Source organism: Chryseobacterium cucumeris, assembly GCF_016775705.1.
GTDB classification, from domain to species: domain Bacteria; phylum Bacteroidota; class Bacteroidia; order Flavobacteriales; family Weeksellaceae; genus Chryseobacterium; species Chryseobacterium cupriresistens.
In genome coordinates this window covers 1,428,474-1,449,646 of record NZ_CP068760.1, presented here as the reverse complement: position 1 = coordinate 1,449,646, position 21,173 = coordinate 1,428,474, and the positions used below count along the sequence as shown (strand labels likewise).

Genomic DNA, 21,173 nt, shown 5'->3' with positions numbered 1-21,173 from the left:
CTCTTTTTTATTGGAACGTTATTTTAATTTTATAAGAATGTAAACGTTTTCGTAATAAATATCGGCAGTGTCATTTTCAGAGTATTTTTCCTTTGTAATCTCATTGAAGATAAGTTTAACGTGATACTTGCCTAAGTCAGATTCCATCGCAATTTCAGGAAGTTTTACGTTTCCTGTTTTGTTTTTATTTTCCTCAAATAGTTTAATGATCTGTGGTCCGAAATCTACTTCTTCCTGATCATTTAAACTGAGTTTCAATGAGGATTTTTCTGTCAGTTGGTCTGTAAGCTCAAACTGGTCATTATTCAGTTGTTGTGGATCTCTGCTATACCGATGGAAAGAAATTAAATATTGATAATTCCCGATTCCTACAGCCTTTTCTTCACGAACAAGAACGAGTCTGTTCATTTCGTACGCCCTGTTTTTTACAGTGACATTCACATCTGAAAACTTATTCTGAATGCTGTAATTGATACTGTAAAAGGAACCTTTTTCAATATTTTCTGACAATTCAGCCTGATCTTTTTCATTCAGTAAACCCGATAGGAATGCCTCTTGTTTTCTTTCAGCCAGAAATTCAAATTTATTGGCAATTTCAGTACGGATTGTATCTGTAACCTTTTTCTGGAAATTAATCTTGCCGGCACTGATCAGCTGATGTTGTTTTAAGATATTCATTAATTCCGTTTTCTGACTTCTTTTAGCCACGCTAAAAGCATTAAGGTAAGGGAAAATCAATGCAAAAACACCAAATAAAAATAAGCTGACAGGAATGAATTTTATGGTGGCTTTTTTGTTGAAAATAAAGTAGACAACTATGCTTGACAGCCATAAAGCAAGCAGGAGAACAAAGTACCTTGGTTCTGTATAGCCATATTCTAAAATTCTGGTGAAAATTGCAGTGAAAAGCAGAGCAATCAAAGGTAGTATTGTATAATAGAATACTTTTGAGAATATCCTGACCCAGGATTTTGCGTTTTCCTGCTTCAGAGGATGTACAAGAAGTAATGCAAGGATACCCACAATGCTGTACGCTAAAACAAGATAAGAAACCCAGCCTCTCGGAAGCTGCCAGTTGATGACTATTTTAACAGAATAGAAATAAAGGATCGTTACATAGATCAGGAGTAAAGGAATTAAAATAAACTGAGTGAAAAACTTCAGAACGACGGGATAGGTACCATCTTTTTCAAGGTTGTTTAAGCCTTTATCATTAAATAAAAGGAAAATAAAACTGCTCCCGAAAATAGCGAGAACAAAGAAAGTATCTCTGTAAATTCTGTCATGAAAGTTAAAATCAAAAAGTTTATCAATGGCCAGAATTGCCAATTCAACGCCACCAGTCAAAACTCCTGTAAATACGGCAGTAAGAAAGATATTGATAAAAAGATTTTTGTTGTACTGCCAGAACCTGAGCTCTCTGTCTCTCTCCAGAAACGGAATAAATGATACGAGTAAATGGGAAAGAAGAGCGGTAACAGCAATAAGATAAGCATGCACTTCTGTAAAACTTTCCTTTCTGTCAGGGAGAATACAATAAAAACCGATGAGAAAGATAACGCCGGATACGTGCAATAATAATTCTTTTCCGATTCTTTGTGACAGCATTTTTAATGCAAACATCAGGGAAATTCCCAAACAGGCACATATGGTAAATTTGATATAAGAAGTGATTTCAAAGCGATCTGTTTCCGCAATACATATGGCACCGGCAGAAGCTAATAAAGCCATTACCAAAACCATTGGATATCGGAAAATGGCTTCATTGGCCCGGCTTAGAGTTTCCTGGAATTTTGTTTTCATGATTTGGTGTTTTTTGAATTTAAATTAATCTTTTTTCTTTTTCTTCTTTTTGTCCTTGTCTTTCTCTTTTTCCTTTCCTTTGGTTTTCTTTTCTTTTTTGGGATTCAGGATTTCTTCAGCTACTTCGAACTTAGGTTCTTCAATTTTTGCCGGCTTTATTTCGATTTTAAGATCAAAATAGCCTTTCATATCTTCCTGGGAAATTAATTTTTCACTTAATAAAAGCTCTAGAATTTCTTTCCCTGAATGATTAAAAAAGTTATGCGAAAGCTCTTTTAACAGGAATTTTTTATACTCTTCTAAAGGAACAAGCACGCTGTATTTGAAGATTCTTCCTTCTTTTACAGTAGACAGATAGCCTTTTTCAACTAATATTTTCAAATAAGTGGAAACCGTATTCTGGTGTGGTTTCGGTTCCGGATGCTGCTCCATAACGTCCTTCAGATAGAAAGATTCCATTTTCCAAAACAGCTTCATAAAGTTTTCTTCTGCGGCAGTAAGATGATTTATTTTCATAGAGTATTCTAATGTTGAAATTGAATATTGCAATAAAGATAGATAAAAGATACCAAAAAAGCTATTCCAGCCCCCATAAATACTTCTTTTACGGTATGTCTTTTTAAAATGATACGGGTAATTCCGACCAAAACAGCAATTCCCAGCCACGCAAGACCCATTTTCCAGTCGAGTGAGAAAAATAATGCTGCTACAAATATATTGAATGCTGTATGCATCGAGCTTTTGATAAAAAGATTACTGATCTGAAGGGCGAAAAGCAGCACCAGAATAAATAGCATGACAAGATCAATATATCCGTTTTTAATATAATTGAAAAGAAGATAAATGATCACGCAGACTGCAATAAATATATACAGGGTTTTCCTTTGAACACGATTGGAGACATCCATATTGGTATATCTTCCCGTTTTCACATTCCATACCAGCCATACAACAACCGGAATAATGATCATTAATAATACAGGCAGAAAATACAGCATAGAATCCTTAAGAGAATATTCCCTGATGCTCATGTAGGTAAAGAAAATGATCAGAGAGACCAAAGGATTAAAAAAATCAGAAATGACTTTTGAAATTTTGTGTAATAATGAAGACTGCTTTTCTTCCATAATCAAGTTTAAAAACCAAATATACTATTATAACCTCAAAAAACAAGGGGAAGAAGCCGTCTGAAGTTGATGGATAAATTGAGAAAATAATTCATTATTAATAGGTTTTGATGCGATAACCTTTTTTTTACTTTTTTAGATTAATATTAAATTTTGCAGGAAATGTTTTATTTTTAATTGATCAGTTTAATCATCACTATCATGAAGCACCTATTCACATTCGTATTGGTTATCTTAGGATTTTTTACTTTCGGACAAAAGGTTTTCACGGAAAAATATTTCTTCGCCGCCACCTGTACATCAATTAAGAATTTATGAAATTCCCAAAGAGAACAAGCAGGTTTTTCTGGACCGTTTCAGAGATCATGCTCTGAGAATAATGAAAAAATATGGGTTTACCATTGTGTCTATCTGGGAGTCGGAATTTAAAGATAAAACAGAATTTGTTTATCTGCTTGAATGGAAAGATGAAGCCACTATGAAAACGGCCTGGGAAGGATTTTTGGCAGATCAGGAATGGAAGGAAATTAAAGCAAGAACAGCCAGCCAATATGGCAATTTTGTTAATGAAATTGAAGACAGAACGCTCAAACTTACCGGTTTTTCTCCGAAAAAAAAGCTATTGAAATAACCAAAAGATATATTAACGATAATTAAAGGGGAAGGAAATGGAGAGTGAAGCATAATCATTTCCCTGTATTTTTATCTTGATTGTAATTTCGGAAAAGCCACATTAACAGGCTGATTGCTTAGCTGTCATGATAAGAAAATGATTAATAAAAGGTTGCTTTATGAGAGTTTCAAAGGCTCGAAAATTAAGAATAATCCGTCCGGCCTGCAAGTAGATTTTACAGAAAAATCGAAAAGTTATCTATGTATAGAATAAAAACAAAGTTTTTTTCATAATTTTGCTCAACTATTTCATCATAAAAAAGCAAGAGCTAACACATGAAAGAATTTTCTAAAGAGGTATACCTGAAGTGGTATGAAGATATGACAATGTGGAGAAGGTTTGAAGACAAATGCCGTTCTCTTTACCTAAAACAAAAGATCAGAGGATTTTTACATTTGTATAACGGTCAGGAAGCTATCCCTGCCGGGTTTACACATGCAATGGATCTGACAAAGGACAGTATGATTACTGCTTACAGATGTCACATTCATCCAATGGCGATGGGTGTGGATCCTAAAAGAATCATGGCAGAACTTTGTGGTAAAGCTACAGGGACATCCGGAGGTATGGGTGGATCTATGCACATTTTCAGTAAAGAACACCGTTTTTACGGAGGACATGGTATCGTTGGAGGACAAATTCCTTTAGGTGCAGGTATTGCTTTTGCTGATAAATATTTCGACAGAAAAGCTGTAAACATCTGTTTCTTTGGAGATGGTGCTGCAAGACAAGGTTCTTTACATGAAACTTTCAATATGGCAATGAACTGGAAACTTCCGGTAGTATTTGTTGTGGAAAACAACCAATATGCAATGGGAACTTCTGTAAAAAGAACTGCCAACCACGAAGATATCTATAAATTAGGTTTAGGATACGAAATGCCTTGCCTTGCTGTAGATGCAATGGATCCTGAGAAAGTAGCAGAAGCTGCTTACGAAGCTATTGAAAGAGCAAGAAGAGGAGACGGACCTACATTTATTGAAGCAAGAACTTACCGTTACAGAGGACACTCAATGTCTGATGCTGAGCCATACAGATCTAAAGAAGAAGTAGCTCTTCATAAAAATGATGACCCGATCGAATTGATAAAACATAGAATTTTAGAAAGCGGATGGGCTACAGAAACAGAATTGGAAGCTATCGATAACAAGTCCAGAGACTTTGTTGAAGAGTGTATCGAATTTATGGAAAACTCTCCGTATCCTGATGCAGAAAAAATCTATGAGTATGTATATGCTCAGGAAGACTATCCATTCCTAGACAAATTAGAAAACTAAAAAATAAAAATTAATTTGAAATTTGAAGTTTGAAATTTCTGAAATCTCAAATCTCAAATCTCGAATCTCAAATCAATATAGATTATGGCAGAAGTAATTACGATGCCCCGCCTGTCCGACACAATGACGGAAGGTAAGGTGGCCAAATGGCATAAAAAAGTAGGAGATAAAGTAAAAGAAGGAGATATTTTAGCTGAAATTGAAACTGATAAAGCAGTTCAGGATTTCGAATCTGAAATAGAAGGTACTCTTTTATACGTAGGTGTAGAAGAAGGATCTGCTGCTGCTGTAGACTCTGTTTTAGCTATTATCGGGAATGAAGGAGAAGATATTTCAGGATTGACAGGTGGGGCTGCTGCTCCCGCTGCTGCAACTGAAGAAAAAAAATCAGAAGAACAGCCTAAAGCAGAAACTGCTGCGCCTGCTGCTGCAGAAGTTCCGGCAGGAGTTGAAATTATTACAATGCCGAGACTTTCTGATACAATGACAGAAGGTAAGGTGGCTAAATGGCACAAAAATGTAGGTGATACAGTAAAAGAAGGAGATCTTCTTGCTGAGATCGAAACAGATAAAGCGGTACAGGATTTCGAATCTGAATTCAATGGAGTACTATTGAAGCAAGGTGTAGAAGAAGGAGGTGCTGCTCCGGTTGATTCCGTATTAGCAATCATTGGCCCTGCAGGAACAGATGTTTCCGCTGTAGGGGCTCCAAAAGCTGCGGGTCAGTCAACTGAAAAACCAGCTGAACAAAAAACAGAAGCTAAACCAGAAGAAAAAGCTGCTCCGGCTGCCAATTCTTCATCTTCTGACAGAGTGGCAATTTCTCCACTGGCTAAGAAAATGGCTCAGGATAAAGGAGTTGATATCAGCAGTGTTCAGGGATCTGGTGAAAACGGAAGAATCGTTAAAAAAGATATTGAAAACTATCAGCCAGCTGTAAAACAAGCTGCTTCAGCTCCTGCAGCAAGCGCTGCTCCTGTCGCAGTAAGCTTTGTACAGGGTGAAGATACAGAAACTCCAAACTCTCAGGTAAGAAATATTATTGCAAAACGTCTTTCTGAAAGTAAATTCACTGCCCCTCACTACTATCTGATGGTTGAGATCAATATGGATAAGGCAATTGAGGCCAGAAAAGAAATCAATTCTTTACCGGATACCAAGATCTCTTTCAATGATATGATCATTAAAGCCACTGCAATTGCTTTAAGAAAACACCCTCAGGTAAATTCAAGCTGGGCTGGTGATAAGATCATCCACAGAGGAAATATCAATATTGGTGTAGCAGTAGCTATTCCGGACGGATTGGTAGTTCCTGTATTGAAAAATACAGATCAGATGACGTATACCCAGATTTCCGCAGCTGTAAAAGATATGGCATCAAGAGCTAAGAGTAAAGGTCTTAAGGCTAATGAAATGGAAGGATCTACATTCTCTATTTCTAACTTAGGAATGTTCGGAATTGAAACATTTACAAGTATCATCAATCAGCCAAACTCTGCTATCCTTTCAGTAGGAGCGATTATCGAGAAGCCTATCGTTAAAGATGGTCAGATCGTAGTTGGAAACACCATGAAACTTTCATTGGCTTGTGACCACAGAGTGGTAGACGGTGCTACGGGTGCTCAGTTCTTACAAACTTTAAGAACCTATTTAGAAAGTCCATTAACATTGTTACTGTAATTTTCTGAATTGAAAATATTGAAACCTCCCGGACTGGGAGGTTTTTTTGTTTTTTTGGGTAAATGGAAATGATGATGAATGACAAACCTTATAGGTTTAGAAAAAGCTTCTGGTACAAATATTTTTATAAAAAATAAGACTGTAATAATTTAAAAAATTAATAGAAAAGAACTGTATAAGTAGATTGCCGGAATCTAAACATTCAAAAAGTAAAATAAAATACAAACCGCTTCAAAAAGCGGTTTTTTATTTGCAGGCAATTCACTATTTTTGAATCATGATTAAAGCAAGAAATATCCATAAATCTTATGGGAATTTAGAGGTACTGAAAGGAGTTGATATTCATATCAAAACAGGAGAAGTGGTTTCTATTGTAGGAGAATCGGGAGCAGGTAAATCTACACTGCTGCAGATTTTAGGAACACTGGATCATCCCACCCAGTCCGGGAAATACGATACTGAAATTGAAATAGCAGGTGAATCATTTATCAATATGAATGATAAGCAGCTTTCAAAATTCAGAAATCAGAATATCGGTTTCGTATTTCAGTTTCATCAGCTTCTTCCGGAGTTTACCGCGTTGGAAAACGTATTGCTTCCGACAAAAATAGCAGGAGCCAACGAAAGAGAAGCTATCGAAAAGGCTTATGCTTTATTTGAAGATCTGAAGATAGAGCAAAGACTGAATCATAAACCCAACCAACTTTCTGGTGGAGAAGCGCAAAGAGTAGCGGTGGCAAGGGCTTTAATCAATTCACCGAAAATCATTTTTGCAGATGAGCCTACAGGTAACCTTGATTCCAAGAATGCGGACGATCTTCACAGATTGTTTTTTGATCTTAGAGACAAATATAACCAGACTTTTGTCATTGTAACCCATAACCCTAATCTTGCAGAAATTACAGACCGTAAGCTTGTTATGAAAGATGGAATGATCATAGAATAGCAGTATAAAAACCGGATGATGAAACACTTTGTTTTTCTTTTTTTAATAGTAATTTCCTGTTCAAAAGCTGACTCCCAGCAGTTGAATCCATTGGGTATTCCTCAGGCAAGGATTTCGGAGATTAAAAATTATATTAAAGGAAAAGAATACAATCAGGAACTGGCTGTTTTTATCAACTTTAAAATCCCTTCAGGAAAGTATCGCTATTTTATTTATAACCTGAAAAACAATACAATCGTACAGCAGGCTATAGTCTCCCATGGTTCAGGTTCAGTGACTCCAAAGTCAGATGCTTTAAAATTCAGTAATATTGAAGGATCTTACCAGTCATCCCTTGGAAAATATGCTATTGGAGAAAGCTATGTAGGAAAATTTGGTAAAGCGTATCGGCTGGCAGGTCTGGATTCTACCAACAGTAATGCTATGCAGAGAGCCATTGTTCTCCATTCGTACGGATGTATTCCGGATACTGAATCCCGGAATCCTGCATGTTTAAGTTTAGGCTGTCCTATGCTTTCGGTAAATGCTTTTAAAGAGACGGCAAAATATATTGATCAGTCGAAGAAGCCGATCATCTTATATGCATTCTATTAACTTATAATTCCTTTCCATGGCTATAAAATTTCTTGCAGAAGATGACAGACCCAGAGAAAAGTTTTTGCAGAAAGGCAAGAGCTCACTTTCGGATTCTGAGCTGTTGGCAATTATTATGGGAAGTGGAAACAGGGATGAGAATGCTGTAGAGCTTGCAAGAAAAATTCTGAATTCTGTCAATAACAACTGGCATCAGCTAAGTTTGCTATCCGTTAAAGACCTGATGAAATTCAAAGGAATTGGTGCTGCAAAAGCTATTTCAATCATTACAGCTTTAGAGATCGGAAAAAGAAGAGCTGTTCAGGAAATTCCTGAAAAAACGGTGATTGGAAACAGTCACGATGCCTATGTCATTCTCAGAAACCAGCTCTCTGACCTGAGAACAGAAGAATTCTGGGCGATTTTCCTTAACAACAGTAATAAAGTGATTCATGTTTCCCAGCTTACCCAGGGAGGAATCAGCCAGTCTATTGTAGATGTAAGAACTCTTTATAAAGCCGCACTGGATCATTTTTCAACCGGCATTATCATTGCCCACAATCACCCTTCCGGAAGCTTAAAACCAAGCCGGGAAGACATCAATATCACACAGAAAATAAAAGAAGCAGGAAATACACTAAGTATTCAGCTTTTAGACCATATTATTGTCACGCAGGATGCTTATTTTAGTTTCTCGGACGCAGGATTGTTATGATTAGAAGATTAAAATACCATGAAATTGACTTTGTAAAATATGCTCAGTGTTTAGAAAATTCCGAGCAGAGAAAATATTCTGCTACAAAGCATTTCTTAGATACTACTTCTACAATGCCCTGGGAAATTCTTGTTTATAAAGATTACCAAGCAGTAATGCCTGTTCCTTTCGTAAGAAAATATGGAATGAAAATCGTGCACAACCCTAAGCTTTGTCAGCAGCTTGGTGTTTTTTCCGTTAAAGATGATGTGGATCTTAATGAGGCTTTTCTGGAATATCTGGAAAAAAACTATATGATCAGGGCATATCCTTTCAATGATGTCAATCAGCTTCGTACAAAGATCAGAATCAAGAAAAATTTTTTACTGTATCCTGATGCTTATGAGAAAGTATATTCGAGATACTCACCCAAAAGAAAAAGAAAACTTCGGTTAGATGAAGGTGTTTTAAAAGAATCAGAAATTAAAACAATCACTTACGATAAAGCTAAAGCTTTTATTGAAGCGAATACTATAGGGCTGAGCAAAGAAAATGATCTTGGAGAATTCATGAGGATATTTGAAAGTTTTCATCATCTTGGTTACCTCAAATTTACGGCATTTTACTATCAGCATAAGATCATCAATGTAATTGCTACCTATACGGACTGTGATATGGTAGCGCTTTTAGGAAATTTTAATGATAAAAATTATGTCAGATTATCAGGAGCATCCGTATTGATTGATCATGTCATTAAAGAGAATATTGAAACTCATATATTTGATTTTGAAGGAGGAGAACTCCCCAATATTGAGGAATTTTTCCGCGGATTCCGGCCGGAATTAAGGCCTTACGGAATTATTGAGAATTCAAAAAAGAACCTTTTCAAAAAGTTAGGGTATCTTATATTAAGAGGAAAGTCTTTTTTATGATGAAAAGCATTGTTTAGATTGGTTCTAATTAAGTAATATTCCGTAACTTTATAAAATCCTTAGTAAAACAGTTATGTTACAACAGATTCGTCAGTACAAATTATCATACATGCTTTATAACTTGTTTAAAAAGAATAAATTAAAGCATAATATTCCATTATATAAAAAATACGGAATCAATAAGAACTATTTTTCAAGTATTTCAAGCAAAGATTTTGCTCATCTTCCAACTAGTGAAAGAACACTGGATTATACAAAATTGAAGGAAACCCCTTTTTTTAAGAAGCTTTCTGAAGAAAATAAAGAAAGTGCTCTTCAGTATGATGAGAATGGGTATATGATTCTGAGAAATTTCCTTAGTCCGGAAACAGCAGATCAAATCAATACTGAAATTGATAAACTGATGAAGGACGGGACTTTGAAATTTATTTACGGAGGAAAACTGATGTTTGCAATCCATCATTCAGAAATCATTAAAAATATTGGAAGTGATCAAGAACTGTTAGACTTTTTATCTGTTTTACTGGACGGAAAATCCAAGCTTTTCCAAAGTATCAACTTCATCAACGGCAGCCAGCAGAAAACCCATTCTGACAGTATTCACATGACTACTTATCCATTGGGAGGACTGCTTGGAGTATGGATTGCCCTGGAAGATGTAGACGAAAGTAACGGAGCGCTTCATTATATTCCTAAAAGTCATAAGCTTCCTTATTTCCTGAATTCCGATTATGATAATGAAGGCACAGCCCTGAAAATAGGAAAGAAAAGCTACAGAGCCTATGAAACCTTTCTGGAAGATAAAGTAAAAGAATTAGGCTTACAGAAAGAAATTTTTAAAGCCAAAAAAGGAGATCTACTGATCTGGCACGCCAATATTCTTCATGGCGGAGAACCTCACACAGATAAGAACAGAACGAGGAAAAGTCTTGTCTATCATTTTTTTGATGAAAATAGTGTGTGCTATCATGAAGTAACACAAAGACCCGCCCTGTTTGAACTTTAGGGAACTTTCATAAAAACTTTCTTTAGGCATTTTAAATGATAGTTTTTTTACATTTGTATCCTTAATATCAGTGTATGGGAAAAAAGAAGAATATTCTTGTTTTTATATTTTCAATCTATGTATGCATGATGTCATACTACCTGTATACCCATCATTACTACAATACTGATATGGAAGCCTATATGGGACTCATCTATAAAACGGAATGTCCTGAAATGAAAATTGAAGAAATTCATCAGAAGGTATATGACGAACTGAGAGAAAAAAGTCCTGATTTCGCGGGACTTGGTCCTGTTAATCCAATGGCTGAGGAAGTAGCAAAAGGGGAGAGCACTTACTATAAAATCATCTCGCAAAATCCCAAAGCCTACGAAGAAGAGCTGCAGCTTTTTGTGGTGAAACCTTTTTATAATTTTATAAGCTGGTCATTATTCAAATTAGGTTTCAGTGCTTCTGCTTCCATCTCTTTGATTTCAGTTATCTCTTATGCTTTGATTCTAGTTCTGATTTTCAGCTTTTTGATAAAAATTCTGAGAAATTATCCTCTTGCCTTTATCCTTACTGTTTTAATTTCACTGTTCAAGCCTTTGCCGGAATCGGCCCGGCATGTTTCAGCAGATTCCTTATCATGCTTGCTGCTTCTTTTGAGCTTTTATGTATTTTTAGTGAGAAAAAATTTCTTTTTCGCAAGCATATTGGCTATGCTGTGTGTGCTTACGAGGCCGGAATATTTTATATTCTATTCATTCCTGTACGCCCTTATTTATTTTTATAGAAATAACTTTCAGATTAAAACAGGTTCATTACTGGTAGCATACGGATATATATTTCTTTCCTTCTTTTTAATACAGGCTTTTAATCAGGTTTCTTGGTCTGCACTCTTTATGAATCAGTTTACCAAAGTTCAGATTTATCCTGTGTCACAGCCTGATCCGTTTTCCTTTGAAGATTATATTCACTTTATTAAAAGTAATGTAATGTTAGAGTTCAATTCTTCCTACTTTCCAATCTTATTGATTTTTATTGTAATCATTTTAGCCAATCGTTTCTCATTTTACAATAAAAAGAACCAGGCTCAGCTCTTGTTTTTCGCTGTTATTTACACAACTGTCATGCTGAGATTTTTGGTTTTTCCGTCTCTGGTAAACAGGATGATGCTTGGCTTTTATCTTATAATTATCCTTGCATTGGTCTATATACAAATTTCTAAAGTGGATATCTTTAAAAACTCTTTAGAAGACGGAAAATAATTAGTAATTTTGCAGTCTAAAATTATGACGAGTCTATCAGGATATTTACCCTATGCATTTGCATTGATTATTGCAATTCCTTTTCTGGTTTTGCTCAGACAATTTGTACACTCATATATTACTCTTAAGAACCAGGAAATCAAATTACTTAGTGTGAAATCCAATTCAGAGAACAAAGCACATTCCTATGAAAGAATGACCTTGTTTCTGGACAGAATGAAACCATCAAACCTTATACAGAGGTTCGACAGGGGACTGGCTGTTCATGAGTTTATTTTCCTGACTGAAAAGGCGATCAATGAAGAATTTGAATACAACTCTTCACAGCAGTTATACATTACAAAAAACTCCTGGAAGAATATCGTAGACTCAAAAAATGCAATTATAGAACTGCTTCATAAAACTTATGACGGGTTAAAAGGAGAAGTTCAGCTGGATGAATTCAAAACGATTTTCATCATGAACTATATGGAAGGCAACGACTATATTGCTGAAACCATTGAAGATTTAAGAAAAGAAATTTTAATAATAACTTAAAAATTAACAGATAAATAATGATTCCAAATTTTAAAGCACATCCATGGCACGGAATTTCTGCAGGAGAAGATGCGCCAAATGTTGTAAACGTATTTGTGGAAATTGTTCCTTCAGATACTATTAAATATGAAGTAGATAAAGAAACAGGATATTTAAAGGTAGACAGGCCGCAGAAATTCTCTAACATTATCCCTGCTTTATATGGTTTTGTTCCTAGAACTTACTGCCACAATGAAGTAATGAAACTTGCTATAGAGGCTGGAGCTGATGATGTAACGATGGGAGATCATGACCCGCTTGATATCTGTGTTTTAAGTTCTCACAACATCCATGCAGGAGGTTTATTGATGGAAGCTATTCCAATCGGTGGTTTCAAAATGATCGACGGTGGTGAAGCGGATGATAAAATTGTTGCTGTAATGATCAATGACCACGCTTTCGGACACTTCAGAGATATTTCTGAATTACCGGAAGCAGAAGTAAAAAGATTAATGCACTACTTCCTTACCTATAAAAACTTACCGGATGAGCCTGCAAAATGCAGAATCCAGGAAGTTTACGGAGCTGAGCACGCAAGAAAAGTGATCAAAGCTTCTCAGGCTGATTACGCAGAAAAATTCGGAGGATAAGATTTTCTTCCCAACGCATACAAAAAAGCAGATGAAAATTCATCTGCTTTTTCTTTGTGAATATTTTATGATATCAATAAATTCAGTTTCTTTTGTATACGGAATTTCCTTCTTTTATCGTTTCAAGCACCTTAATATTTCTGAGATTTTCAGGGCTTATCGTTAAAGGATTCTGATCAAGAATAACAAAGTCAGCCATTTTACCTGCTTTAATAGAACCTTTTTTATTTTCTTCCTGCAACTGATAGGCTCCGTTAATGGTAATCGCTTTTAAAGCTTCCATGGGAGTGATTCTTTCATTAGGTCCTAAGATCATTCCCGAACGCGTCTTTCTATTCACTGCTGCATAAACTGCGGTAATCAGATCGGGTGGTGTAACCGGAGCGTCATGATGAATGGTAAAAATAATTCCTGCTTTTAATGCTGAATTTGCCGGGCTTATAAAAGAAGCTCTTTCAGGGCCGAAAACACTTGAATAATGCCAGTCTCCCCATAAATACGCATGAGTAGAAAAGTAAGAAGGAATTACCCCCAATTCTTTTATTTTTTGAATGTGATCCGGGCGGCTGTTTTGTACATGAATTAAGGTTGCCCGCAATTCCGGATGGTAAATATTTTCATCTTTTAACCTTTTAATAACCCGTATAGCCTGATCTATTGCAGCATCTCCATTCACATGAAGCTGTGCGGTTATATGATTCTGGAAAAGTGTTTTCAGGTCGTTATATAACGTTTCATCCGTAAAGATGGGAAATCCTTTGTAATCTGTAGATTGACCTTCAGGTGGAACTAAATAAGGCTGAGTGAGCCAGGCCGTTTTACCTTGTGGAGAACCGTCATCAGAAAATTTGAACCCGGCCAGTTTCAAGCGGTTTTCATATTTCATATATTTTGGTCTGAAACTGTTGAAATCCTTTTTGAAATATTCATAATCGGGAAAGTATACAACATCAGCTTTAAAAAGATGTTGAGATGCTGCCTTTTCTAACAGAGCAACACTTTCGCCCATTGTTCTCCCATCACAAATGGTAGTCTGTCCATAGCTGAGCCATTCATCCTGAGCCTTCATCAGGTTTTCCATGGCGTGAGCCTGAGGATCTTTGCCTGTATTCATTTTTTCCGTTAAGGTCAATAAAGCAGTGAAACTGGCATTCTCTTCTAGTTTTCCGTTCAGTTTTCCTGTTTTTTTGTCCCTGCCAATGTGTCCTCCTTCAGGATCTTTTGATGCTTCTGTTATTCCCAGCAATTGCAGCATGGCGCTGTTTGCCACGCTGGCATGGCCCGAAGCATGAATAACAATAATAGGATTGGTTTTGCTGATGGCATCAAGTTCTGTTTTTGTAGGATGACGGTGTTCTGCCATAATCGCATCATCATACCCATTTCCGATAATGGGCTGCTGACCGTTAATTTTATTGTTTTTGATATAGTTTTTAATTGTATTCTGCAAATCTTTGATTGAATTCACCGTGCCATAGGGTTCGGGAGAAAGATCTACAGCATCCATGATCCCGGCTCTTGAAGTAAGATGCCCATGAACATCTATAAAACCGGGAAGAAGAGTTTTTCCATTTAAATTAATCATTTTGGTGGCAGGTTCCGAGAAATGCTCTGCCTCCGGTCTTGTTCCGGCAAAAAGTATTTTCCCATCTTTAACTGCTACTGCTTCAACTTGAGGAGAAGAATCCTCCATTGTTATAATAGGACCTCCGAAATAGAGAATTTCAGCTTTTTCTTTAGGTATCTTATTGTGGCAACTGCTTATGCTTACAGATAAAAAAAGAGTATATAAAATCCTTTTCATAAATAATTAATTCAAATTGTAGTGAGAAACAAATTTACAAAATAATAGATTATTATTAGTGAATTTTATTACGTGTTTATAATTTCATTATATTTATAAGACTAATCTCAATTTTTTAATATAAAATAATAAACTATGGATCTATTTGTGTTAGTGCCAATTTTTGGTGTCATAGCTTTGCTTTATACATTTCTTCAGAGCAACTGGGTCAATAAACAGAATGCCGGAAATGAAAAAATGAAAACAATCAGCGGCCACATTGCAGATGGTGCAATGGCTTTTCTAAAGGCTGAATACAAAATCTTAACGTACTTTGTTGTAGTCGTTGCCATTTTACTGGCAGTGATGGGATCAAGTAATGCAAATTCACACTGGAGTATAGGAATTGCCTTTGTAGTAGGTGCTATTTTCTCAGCATGTGCAGGTTTTATCGGAATGAAAATCGCTACCAAAGCTAATGTCAGAACAGCTGAAGCGGCAAGAACTTCACTGTCAAAAGCCCTTAAAGTATCTTTTACCGGAGGTTCTGTGATGGGAATGGGAGTCGCTGGTCTTGCTGTTTTAGGATTAGGTGCTTTATTTCTGATCATTAAGCAGATTTTTGCCCCTGAAGCTACCGTAGATTCCCACGAAATGGAAAGAACCATTGAAATTCTCACCGGATTTTCTCTTGGTGCTGAATCTATCGCCCTTTTTGCAAGAGTAGGAGGCGGTATTTATACAAAAGCGGCAGACGTAGGTGCTGACCTTGTGGGAAAAGTGGAGGCCGGAATTCCCGAAGACGATCCCCGAAACCCGGCTACCATTGCAGATAACGTTGGAGACAATGTAGGAGATGTTGCAGGAATGGGTGCAGACCTCTTTGGATCGTATGTGGCGACAGTTCTTGCCACAATGGTATTAGGTAGAGAAACTGTTTCTGATGATGCTTTCGGAGGTTTTGCCCCGATTCTTTTGCCGATGCTGATTGCAGGAACAGGAATTATATTTTCAATGATCGGAACTTTATTTGTGAAAATTAATGACAATGAAGGGGCATCCACTTCCAGCGTACAAAATGCATTAAATCTTGGAAACTGGGGAAGTATTGTGATTACGGCTATTGCTTCCTATTTCCTGGTAACGTATATCCTTCCTGAAAAAATGGTTCTCAGAGGTCATGAGTTTACGAAAATGGGTGTATTCGGAGCTATCATGGTAGGTCTGGTAGTGGGAACTTTAATGAGCATTATTACAGAATATTACACTGCCATGGGGAAAAGACCCGTTTCCAGTATTGTGAGACAATCTTCTACAGGGCATGCAACCAATATTATCGGTGGGCTTTCCGTGGGAATGGAATCTACTTTGCTTCCTATTATTGTATTGGCGGGAGGAATTTATGGTTCTTATCTGTGTGCCGGGCTTTATGGAGTGGCAATTGCCGCAGCTGGAATGATGGCTACCACAGCCATGCAGCTTGCTATTGATGCTTTTGGACCTATCGCAGATAATGCCGGAGGTATTGCTGAGATGAGTGAACTTCCCAAAGAAGTACGTGAAAAAACAGATATTCTGGATGCCGTAGGAAATACAACGGCTGCTACAGGAAAAGGATTTGCCATTGCTTCAGCTGCTTTAACAGCATTGGCCTTATTTGCTGCTTTTGTAGGAATTGCAGGAATTGATGGTATTGATATTTACAGAGCAGATGTTCTTGCCGGACTTTTTGTAGGTGGGATGATTCCGTTTATCTTCTCCTCATTGGCGATTACCGCAGTAGGACAGGCTGCTATGGCAATGGTAGAAGAAGTAAGAAGACAATTCCGTGAAATTCCGGGAATTCTGGAAGGGAAAGCGCAACCGGAATATGAAAAATGTGTAGCCATTTCTACCGATGCGTCCATCAGAAAAATGATGCTGCCTGGTGCGATTGCTATCGTTTCTCCTTTATTAATCGGTTTTATTTTCGGACCTGAAGTATTAGGAGGATTCCTGGCGGGAGCTACAGTATGTGGTGTCTTAATGGGAATGTTTCAGAATAACGCAGGAGGCGCGTGGGACAATGCGAAAAAATCCTTCGAAAAAGGAGTTGATATTAATGGACAGACGTATTATAAAGGTTCAGAACCACACAAAGCATCTGTAACAGGTGATACGGTGGGAGATCCGTTTAAAGATACATCAGGACCTTCGATGAACATCCTGATCAAATTAATGTCAATCGTTTCTCTGGTGATTGCACCTACTTTGGCTGTTTTGCATAAAGATAAAATTGAAGCTAACAGAAAAGCAAAAATTGAAAGCCTTACAGGAGTTTCCGGTATGACAACAGCTGCAAGTGGCGAGACTCCGATCATTACTGCTGTTCCCGGAGAAATTAAGGGATATCTTAACGAAAACGGGGACTTTGTGTATGAAACAGGAAATATCCAGAAAATAAAACTGAATGGAGGTAAAACAATTGCCATAGGGGATGGAAGCCAGCTTTACCAGCTTTATAATGTGGTGAAACAAAAAGATAAATCGGCTTTAGATCCCAATAAATGGTACACCATTGAAAACCTTTATTTTGAAACAGGTTCCAGCGATCTGAAAGCAGAATCCGCGCTTCAGCTTAATACACTGGCGGAAATTTTAAATGCTTATCCTGATCTGAAAATAAAATTGGGCGGATATACAGACAACAGTGGTAACGAGGACAGTAACCTTAAATTATCCAATCTGAGAGCGCAGACAGCCAAACTTAAACTGCTCGAACTAGGTATTTCCGGAGACAGAATAGAAGCAGAAGGATATGGTTCACAGCATCCTGTTTGTGAAGCTAATGATACTGATGAATGCAAAGCAAAAAACAGAAGAATTGATGTAAGAGTATTGGCTCTTTAAAATAAATGTGAAAATAGTACAAAAGCATCGCTATGGCGGTGCTTTTGTATTATAAATACAGTCTAAAAATATCCACCATCATCTGTGAAAATCTGTGTGATCTTTGGGAAAAGCAAATCCAGAAAAATTAAAGACTTCTTTTCAAATGCTCCAAAGCCTGAATAATCAATTCATCTTTTTTAGCAAAACTAAACCTGACATAATCAGAATTCTCCCTTGAATTATAAAATGCAGAAAGTGGAAGACAGGAAACCTTCTTATCAATGGTAAGCCATTTTGAAAACTCTACATCTGTCATGCTTTTAGAAATAGTCCTGAAATTAACAACCTGAAAAACACTTCCTTCCGCTTGTTGTTCGATCTGAAGCGGTGTTTCTTTAATCATTTCATTAAAAATATCTCTTTTTTTCTGCATGAGTTTTTTATTGAGATCCGGATCAAATACGTCGAGATATTTTGCGATAGCATATTGTGCAGGAGCATTGGCACTGTAAGAAATATACTGTTGATGACATTGAAATCTTGTTGTTAAAACTTCTGAAGCAAGCATATAACTCACTTTCCATCCCGAAGTATGAAACATTTTACCAAAAGAAAAAATACAGAAAGTCTTTTTCCTGAGTTCAGGATGGATGAAAGAACTGTAATGTTCAGTTTCATCATAACAATAAGTATCATATATTTCTTCTGAAATCAAATAAATATCACGGTCTTTGATCAGTTCATAGAGCTGATTCCAGTCTTCTTTTTTCCATATTTTTCCGGTTGGATTCTGGGGAGAGTTGACAATGACTGCTCTTGTCTTTTCAGTAATACAGTCTTTAAACAGATCCCAATCTATGGTAAAATCACCATCAAGATCATAATAAACAGGAATTCCTCCATTCATAACAACAGCTGGCCCATAAGTGTAGTATGAAGGTTGAATAATGATAACTTCATTACCTTGATTCAGAATTGATTTAAGTGCAGTATATAAAGCAAAGGTTGCACAGGGTACAATCGTGATTTCCTTTGTGGTAACCGTTATTTGATGAATTCGTTTTGCATTGAATCTGATAATGCTCTCCATCAGCAGAGGATTGCCTGCAAGAGGTTCATAGTGATGCGTGTTGTGCTCAGCAGCTTCCTTTAAAAATACTTTCAGGCGTTCATCAATATCAAAATCGGGAAGTCCCAGAGAAAGATCAAAGCTTCCGTGCCTGGCTGCCAGCTCGGACATTTCCGTAAAAAAGGAATAATGAGTAAATCCGTAAATTTCTTTCACTTATTTTGTATTTTTATCAAATATAATAAAATTTTAATATCAAAATTATACTTAGGCCTATGTGTTGGTAGATTTGTAATGAACTGCATATTATTTTGTCCTGTTGATTATCAATGCGGGGATTCAATAAAAATTGTTATTTTTAAGAAATTTATTCTTTATGAAAAAAATACTTATCCCGTTATTGGCCATGGCGGTAGTAACCAGTTGCGGAACGGCAAAAATAGCTGACGGAAGCGCGCCACATTCTGTTTCAACAAAACATAACAAAGCATTTAACAATGCCTATAAAGAGATTAATGCAGAGGATTTAAAGAAAAACCTGTACGTTATTGCAGCAGATGATATGGAAGGGCGCGATACCGGAAGCAAGGGGCAGAAAAAAGCGGGTGAGTATATGATTAATTATTACAAAAATCTGGGTATTGCAGCTCCTAAAGCATTAGGATCTTACTATCAGAAAGTGCCGTCTGAATTCATGAAGAAAAGAGGTGGTGGCAATCTTCCTGATTCTGAAAATATTTTAGCGTTTATTGAAGGAAGTGAAAAGCCGGACGAGATTGTAGTGGTTTCAGCACATTATGACCATGTAGGTACAAAAAATGGAGTGGTATACAACGGAGCAGATGATGACGGAAGCGGAACCGTTGCTGTAATGGAAATAGCCAAAGCATTTCAGCAAGCTAAAAAAGCAGGAAAAGGGCCTAAAAGATCAATCCTGTTTCTCCATGTTACAGGAGAAGAACATGGACTTTTCGGTTCAGAATATTATTCCGAAAACCCTGTTTTTCCATTAGCCAATACCGTTGTTGACCTTAATATTGATATGATCGGACGTGATGATCCTGCCAACAGAGGTAAGCAATATGTCTATGTGATTGGTTCTGAAATGTTGAGCTCCCAACTTAAAGTAATCAACGAAGCGGCGAACAAAAGAACCAACAACCTGGAACTGAATTACAAATACGATGACTTGAATGACCCTGAACAATTGTATTACCGTTCGGACCACTATAATTTTGCCAAGCATAATATTCCTGTAGCATTTTTCTTTGACGGTATTCATGAAGATTATCACAAACCAGGTGATGATCCTGAAAAAATTGATTATCAGTTGCTGGAGAAAAGAACCCAGCTTATTTTTACCACTGCATGGGATATTGCCAACAGAGAAGAAAGAATTGTGGTTGACAGAAAATAATTATTAATTTTAATTGGAATGATATTTTTTTAAACCTTGATAAGGTTAAAAAAATATCATTCCTGTAAACTGCCAGCAAAAACATTACCATGAAAACAATAATCCGGGAAGCAAAGCCAGAAGATATCCCACAAATACAGATTGTGAGAAACTCCGTGAAAGAAAACACGCTGTCAGATCCTGGATTGGTTACCGATAAAGATTGTGAGGAATTTCTATTCCAAAGAGGAAAAGGTTGGGTTTGTGAGATGAAAGATCAGATCGTTGGTTTTTCCATTGCAGATCTGAAAGAAAACAATATCTGGGCACTCTTTGTGCATCCGGATTTTGAAAACCTTGGAATAGGCAGGAAACTCCATGATATTATGCTGGACTGGTATTTTGAACAAAATAAAGATTCCGTATGGCTGGGTACTTCACCTGGAACAAGGGCTGAAATCTTTTACAGAAAATCTGGATGGAAGGAAGCTGGACCCCATGGAAAAGGAGAAATCAAGTTTCAAATGAGTTCTGAAAACTGGAAAAATAAAAAATTATGACACCAAAACTGAAATCCATCAGACCTTTTATCGGAGCGCAAAACTTTGAGATCAGCAGAAATTTTTACAGAGATATGGGATTTCAAGAAGTAGTTCTGGAATCTAAATTGTCTTTATTTACAAGAGAAGAAATCGGTTTTTATCTCCAGGATTATTATGCAAAAGACTGGGTGGATAATACCATGATCTTTATGGAAGTTGCCAATACAGATGAATTCTGGAAAGAACTCTTGTCTCTGGAGCTTACAGAAAAATATGAAAATGTGAGGCTTACTCCTGTAAGAACAATGGATTGGGGGAAAGAGTGCTTTGTACATGATCCTTCAGGAATATTGTGGCACTTCGGTGAGTTTTTTAAGAAATAAAT

20 protein-coding genes are annotated in these 21,173 nt (G+C 36.7%); 15 read left to right on the top strand and 5 right to left on the bottom strand.

Going from position 1 to position 21,173, the window contains the following annotated elements; translation table 11 throughout:
* Positions 1 to 18: 18 nt before the first annotated feature.
* From JNG87_RS06485 to JNG87_RS06475, 3 genes are read right to left on the bottom strand one after another with little or no spacing between them, the layout of a single operon-like run.
* A complete protein-coding gene (locus tag JNG87_RS06485; protein ID WP_202842612.1) occupies positions 19 to 1,803 on the bottom strand; it encodes a DUF4153 domain-containing protein in 1,785 nt (594 codons plus the stop codon).
* Between the two features lie 24 nt (positions 1,804 to 1,827).
* A complete protein-coding gene (locus tag JNG87_RS06480) occupies positions 1,828 to 2,319 on the bottom strand; it encodes a BlaI/MecI/CopY family transcriptional regulator (protein WP_202842611.1) in 492 nt (163 codons plus the stop codon).
* 8 nt (positions 2,320 to 2,327) lie between these two features.
* The gene (locus JNG87_RS06475) at positions 2,328 to 2,930 is read right to left on the bottom strand and encodes a phosphatase PAP2 family protein (RefSeq protein ID WP_202842609.1); all 603 of its coding nucleotides are present in this window, start codon (positions 2,928 to 2,930) and stop codon (positions 2,328 to 2,330) included.
* 277 nt (positions 2,931 to 3,207) lie between these two features.
* On the opposite strand from JNG87_RS06475, the gene JNG87_RS06470 reads away from it, so the two are divergent.
* From JNG87_RS06470 to JNG87_RS06420, 11 genes are all read left to right on the top strand, one after another.
* Positions 3,208 to 3,561 carry an NIPSNAP family protein gene (locus JNG87_RS06470; RefSeq protein WP_202844242.1) on the top strand — a complete coding sequence of 118 codons (354 nt, stop codon included), beginning with the start codon at positions 3,208 to 3,210 and terminating at the stop codon, positions 3,559 to 3,561.
* Positions 3,562 to 3,878: 317 nt separating this feature from the next.
* On the top strand, positions 3,879 to 4,880 hold the full coding sequence (gene pdhA, locus JNG87_RS06465) for a pyruvate dehydrogenase (acetyl-transferring) E1 component subunit alpha (RefSeq protein ID WP_202842607.1): 1,002 nt from the start codon (positions 3,879 to 3,881) through the stop codon (positions 4,878 to 4,880).
* A gap of 84 nt (positions 4,881 to 4,964) precedes the next feature.
* Positions 4,965 to 6,560, top strand: coding sequence for a 2-oxo acid dehydrogenase subunit E2 (locus tag JNG87_RS06460; protein ID WP_202842605.1), 1,596 nt, complete (start codon positions 4,965 to 4,967; stop codon positions 6,558 to 6,560).
* 277 nt (positions 6,561 to 6,837) lie between these two features.
* Positions 6,838 to 7,506 carry an ABC transporter ATP-binding protein gene (locus JNG87_RS06455; RefSeq protein ID WP_002979895.1) on the top strand — a complete coding sequence of 223 codons (669 nt, stop codon included), beginning with the start codon at positions 6,838 to 6,840 and terminating at the stop codon, positions 7,504 to 7,506.
* Between the two features lie 15 nt (positions 7,507 to 7,521).
* Entirely contained in the window at positions 7,522 to 8,100 is a 579-nt protein-coding gene (locus JNG87_RS06450; RefSeq protein ID WP_202842603.1) for a murein L,D-transpeptidase catalytic domain-containing protein, read from the top strand.
* A gap of 16 nt (positions 8,101 to 8,116) precedes the next feature.
* Positions 8,117 to 8,794: a RadC family protein gene (gene radC, locus JNG87_RS06445; RefSeq protein WP_202842601.1), complete on the top strand. Its 678-nt coding sequence runs from the start codon at positions 8,117 to 8,119 to the stop codon at positions 8,792 to 8,794.
* The gene (locus JNG87_RS06440; protein WP_202842598.1) at positions 8,791 to 9,705 is read left to right on the top strand and encodes a hypothetical protein; all 915 of its coding nucleotides are present in this window, start codon (positions 8,791 to 8,793) and stop codon (positions 9,703 to 9,705) included. The genes radC and JNG87_RS06440 overlap by 4 nt, the downstream gene beginning before the upstream one ends.
* A gap of 73 nt (positions 9,706 to 9,778) precedes the next feature.
* Positions 9,779 to 10,711, top strand: a complete 933-nt coding sequence (locus JNG87_RS06435; protein WP_202842596.1) for a phytanoyl-CoA dioxygenase family protein — start codon at positions 9,779 to 9,781, stop codon at positions 10,709 to 10,711.
* A 74-nt stretch (positions 10,712 to 10,785) separates the two neighbouring features.
* On the top strand, positions 10,786 to 11,961 hold the full coding sequence (locus JNG87_RS06430) for a hypothetical protein (RefSeq protein ID WP_202842594.1): 1,176 nt from the start codon (positions 10,786 to 10,788) through the stop codon (positions 11,959 to 11,961).
* Between the two features lie 24 nt (positions 11,962 to 11,985).
* Positions 11,986 to 12,498: a hypothetical protein gene (locus tag JNG87_RS06425; RefSeq protein ID WP_137903997.1), complete on the top strand. Its 513-nt coding sequence runs from the start codon at positions 11,986 to 11,988 to the stop codon at positions 12,496 to 12,498.
* Positions 12,499 to 12,515: 17 nt separating this feature from the next.
* Positions 12,516 to 13,127, top strand: a complete 612-nt coding sequence (locus JNG87_RS06420) for an inorganic pyrophosphatase (RefSeq protein WP_047495607.1) — start codon at positions 12,516 to 12,518, stop codon at positions 13,125 to 13,127.
* An 82-nt stretch (positions 13,128 to 13,209) separates the two neighbouring features.
* Here JNG87_RS06420 and JNG87_RS06415 read toward each other — a convergent pair whose 3' ends face one another.
* Positions 13,210 to 14,931, bottom strand: a complete 1,722-nt coding sequence (locus JNG87_RS06415) for an amidohydrolase (protein ID WP_202842592.1) — start codon at positions 14,929 to 14,931, stop codon at positions 13,210 to 13,212.
* A gap of 135 nt (positions 14,932 to 15,066) precedes the next feature.
* On the opposite strand from JNG87_RS06415, the gene JNG87_RS06410 reads away from it, so the two are divergent.
* Positions 15,067 to 17,799 carry a sodium-translocating pyrophosphatase gene (locus JNG87_RS06410; RefSeq protein WP_202842591.1) on the top strand — a complete coding sequence of 911 codons (2,733 nt, stop codon included), beginning with the start codon at positions 15,067 to 15,069 and terminating at the stop codon, positions 17,797 to 17,799.
* Between the two features lie 127 nt (positions 17,800 to 17,926).
* On the opposite strand, the gene JNG87_RS06405 is transcribed toward JNG87_RS06410, so the two are convergent.
* Entirely contained in the window at positions 17,927 to 19,066 is a 1,140-nt protein-coding gene (locus JNG87_RS06405) for an aminotransferase class I/II-fold pyridoxal phosphate-dependent enzyme (protein WP_202842589.1), read from the bottom strand.
* 160 nt (positions 19,067 to 19,226) lie between these two features.
* Between JNG87_RS06405 and JNG87_RS06400 the strand changes: the two genes are divergently transcribed.
* The 3 genes from JNG87_RS06400 (at position 19,227) to JNG87_RS06390 (ending at position 21,171) form a co-directional block, all read left to right on the top strand.
* Positions 19,227 to 20,267: a M28 family metallopeptidase gene (locus JNG87_RS06400; RefSeq protein WP_202842584.1), complete on the top strand. Its 1,041-nt coding sequence runs from the start codon at positions 19,227 to 19,229 to the stop codon at positions 20,265 to 20,267.
* 89 nt (positions 20,268 to 20,356) lie between these two features.
* Positions 20,357 to 20,806, top strand: coding sequence for a GNAT family N-acetyltransferase (locus JNG87_RS06395; protein WP_202842582.1), 450 nt, complete (start codon positions 20,357 to 20,359; stop codon positions 20,804 to 20,806).
* Positions 20,803 to 21,171, top strand: a complete 369-nt coding sequence (locus JNG87_RS06390) for a glyoxalase (protein ID WP_062670171.1) — start codon at positions 20,803 to 20,805, stop codon at positions 21,169 to 21,171. Before JNG87_RS06395 ends, JNG87_RS06390 begins: the two co-directional genes overlap by 4 nt.
* Positions 21,172 to 21,173: the final 2 nt, after the last annotated feature.

Coding starts and splice junctions, on each gene's coding strand:
- JNG87_RS06390 (WP_062670171.1), top strand. CDS start 20,803: ATGACACCAAAACTGAAATCCATCAGACCTTTTATCGGAGCGCAAAAC.
- JNG87_RS06440 (WP_202842598.1), top strand. CDS start 8,791: ATGATTAGAAGATTAAAATACCATGAAATTGACTTTGTAAAATATGCT.
- JNG87_RS06485 (WP_202842612.1), bottom strand. CDS start 1,803: ATGAAAACAAAATTCCAGGAAACTCTAAGCCGGGCCAATGAAGCCATT.
- JNG87_RS06430 (WP_202842594.1), top strand. CDS start 10,786: ATGGGAAAAAAGAAGAATATTCTTGTTTTTATATTTTCAATCTATGTA.
- JNG87_RS06425 (WP_137903997.1), top strand. CDS start 11,986: ATGACGAGTCTATCAGGATATTTACCCTATGCATTTGCATTGATTATT.
- JNG87_RS06395 (WP_202842582.1), top strand. CDS start 20,357: ATGAAAACAATAATCCGGGAAGCAAAGCCAGAAGATATCCCACAAATA.
- pdhA (WP_202842607.1), top strand. CDS start 3,879: ATGAAAGAATTTTCTAAAGAGGTATACCTGAAGTGGTATGAAGATATG.
- JNG87_RS06420 (WP_047495607.1), top strand. CDS start 12,516: ATGATTCCAAATTTTAAAGCACATCCATGGCACGGAATTTCTGCAGGA.
- JNG87_RS06455 (WP_002979895.1), top strand. CDS start 6,838: ATGATTAAAGCAAGAAATATCCATAAATCTTATGGGAATTTAGAGGTA.
- JNG87_RS06480 (WP_202842611.1), bottom strand. CDS start 2,319: ATGAAAATAAATCATCTTACTGCCGCAGAAGAAAACTTTATGAAGCTG.
- JNG87_RS06460 (WP_202842605.1), top strand. CDS start 4,965: ATGGCAGAAGTAATTACGATGCCCCGCCTGTCCGACACAATGACGGAA.
- JNG87_RS06435 (WP_202842596.1), top strand. CDS start 9,779: ATGTTACAACAGATTCGTCAGTACAAATTATCATACATGCTTTATAAC.
- JNG87_RS06475 (WP_202842609.1), bottom strand. CDS start 2,930: ATGGAAGAAAAGCAGTCTTCATTATTACACAAAATTTCAAAAGTCATT.
- JNG87_RS06400 (WP_202842584.1), top strand. CDS start 19,227: ATGAAAAAAATACTTATCCCGTTATTGGCCATGGCGGTAGTAACCAGT.
- JNG87_RS06410 (WP_202842591.1), top strand. CDS start 15,067: ATGGATCTATTTGTGTTAGTGCCAATTTTTGGTGTCATAGCTTTGCTT.
- JNG87_RS06450 (WP_202842603.1), top strand. CDS start 7,522: ATGATGAAACACTTTGTTTTTCTTTTTTTAATAGTAATTTCCTGTTCA.
- radC (WP_202842601.1), top strand. CDS start 8,117: ATGGCTATAAAATTTCTTGCAGAAGATGACAGACCCAGAGAAAAGTTT.
- JNG87_RS06415 (WP_202842592.1), bottom strand. CDS start 14,931: ATGAAAAGGATTTTATATACTCTTTTTTTATCTGTAAGCATAAGCAGT.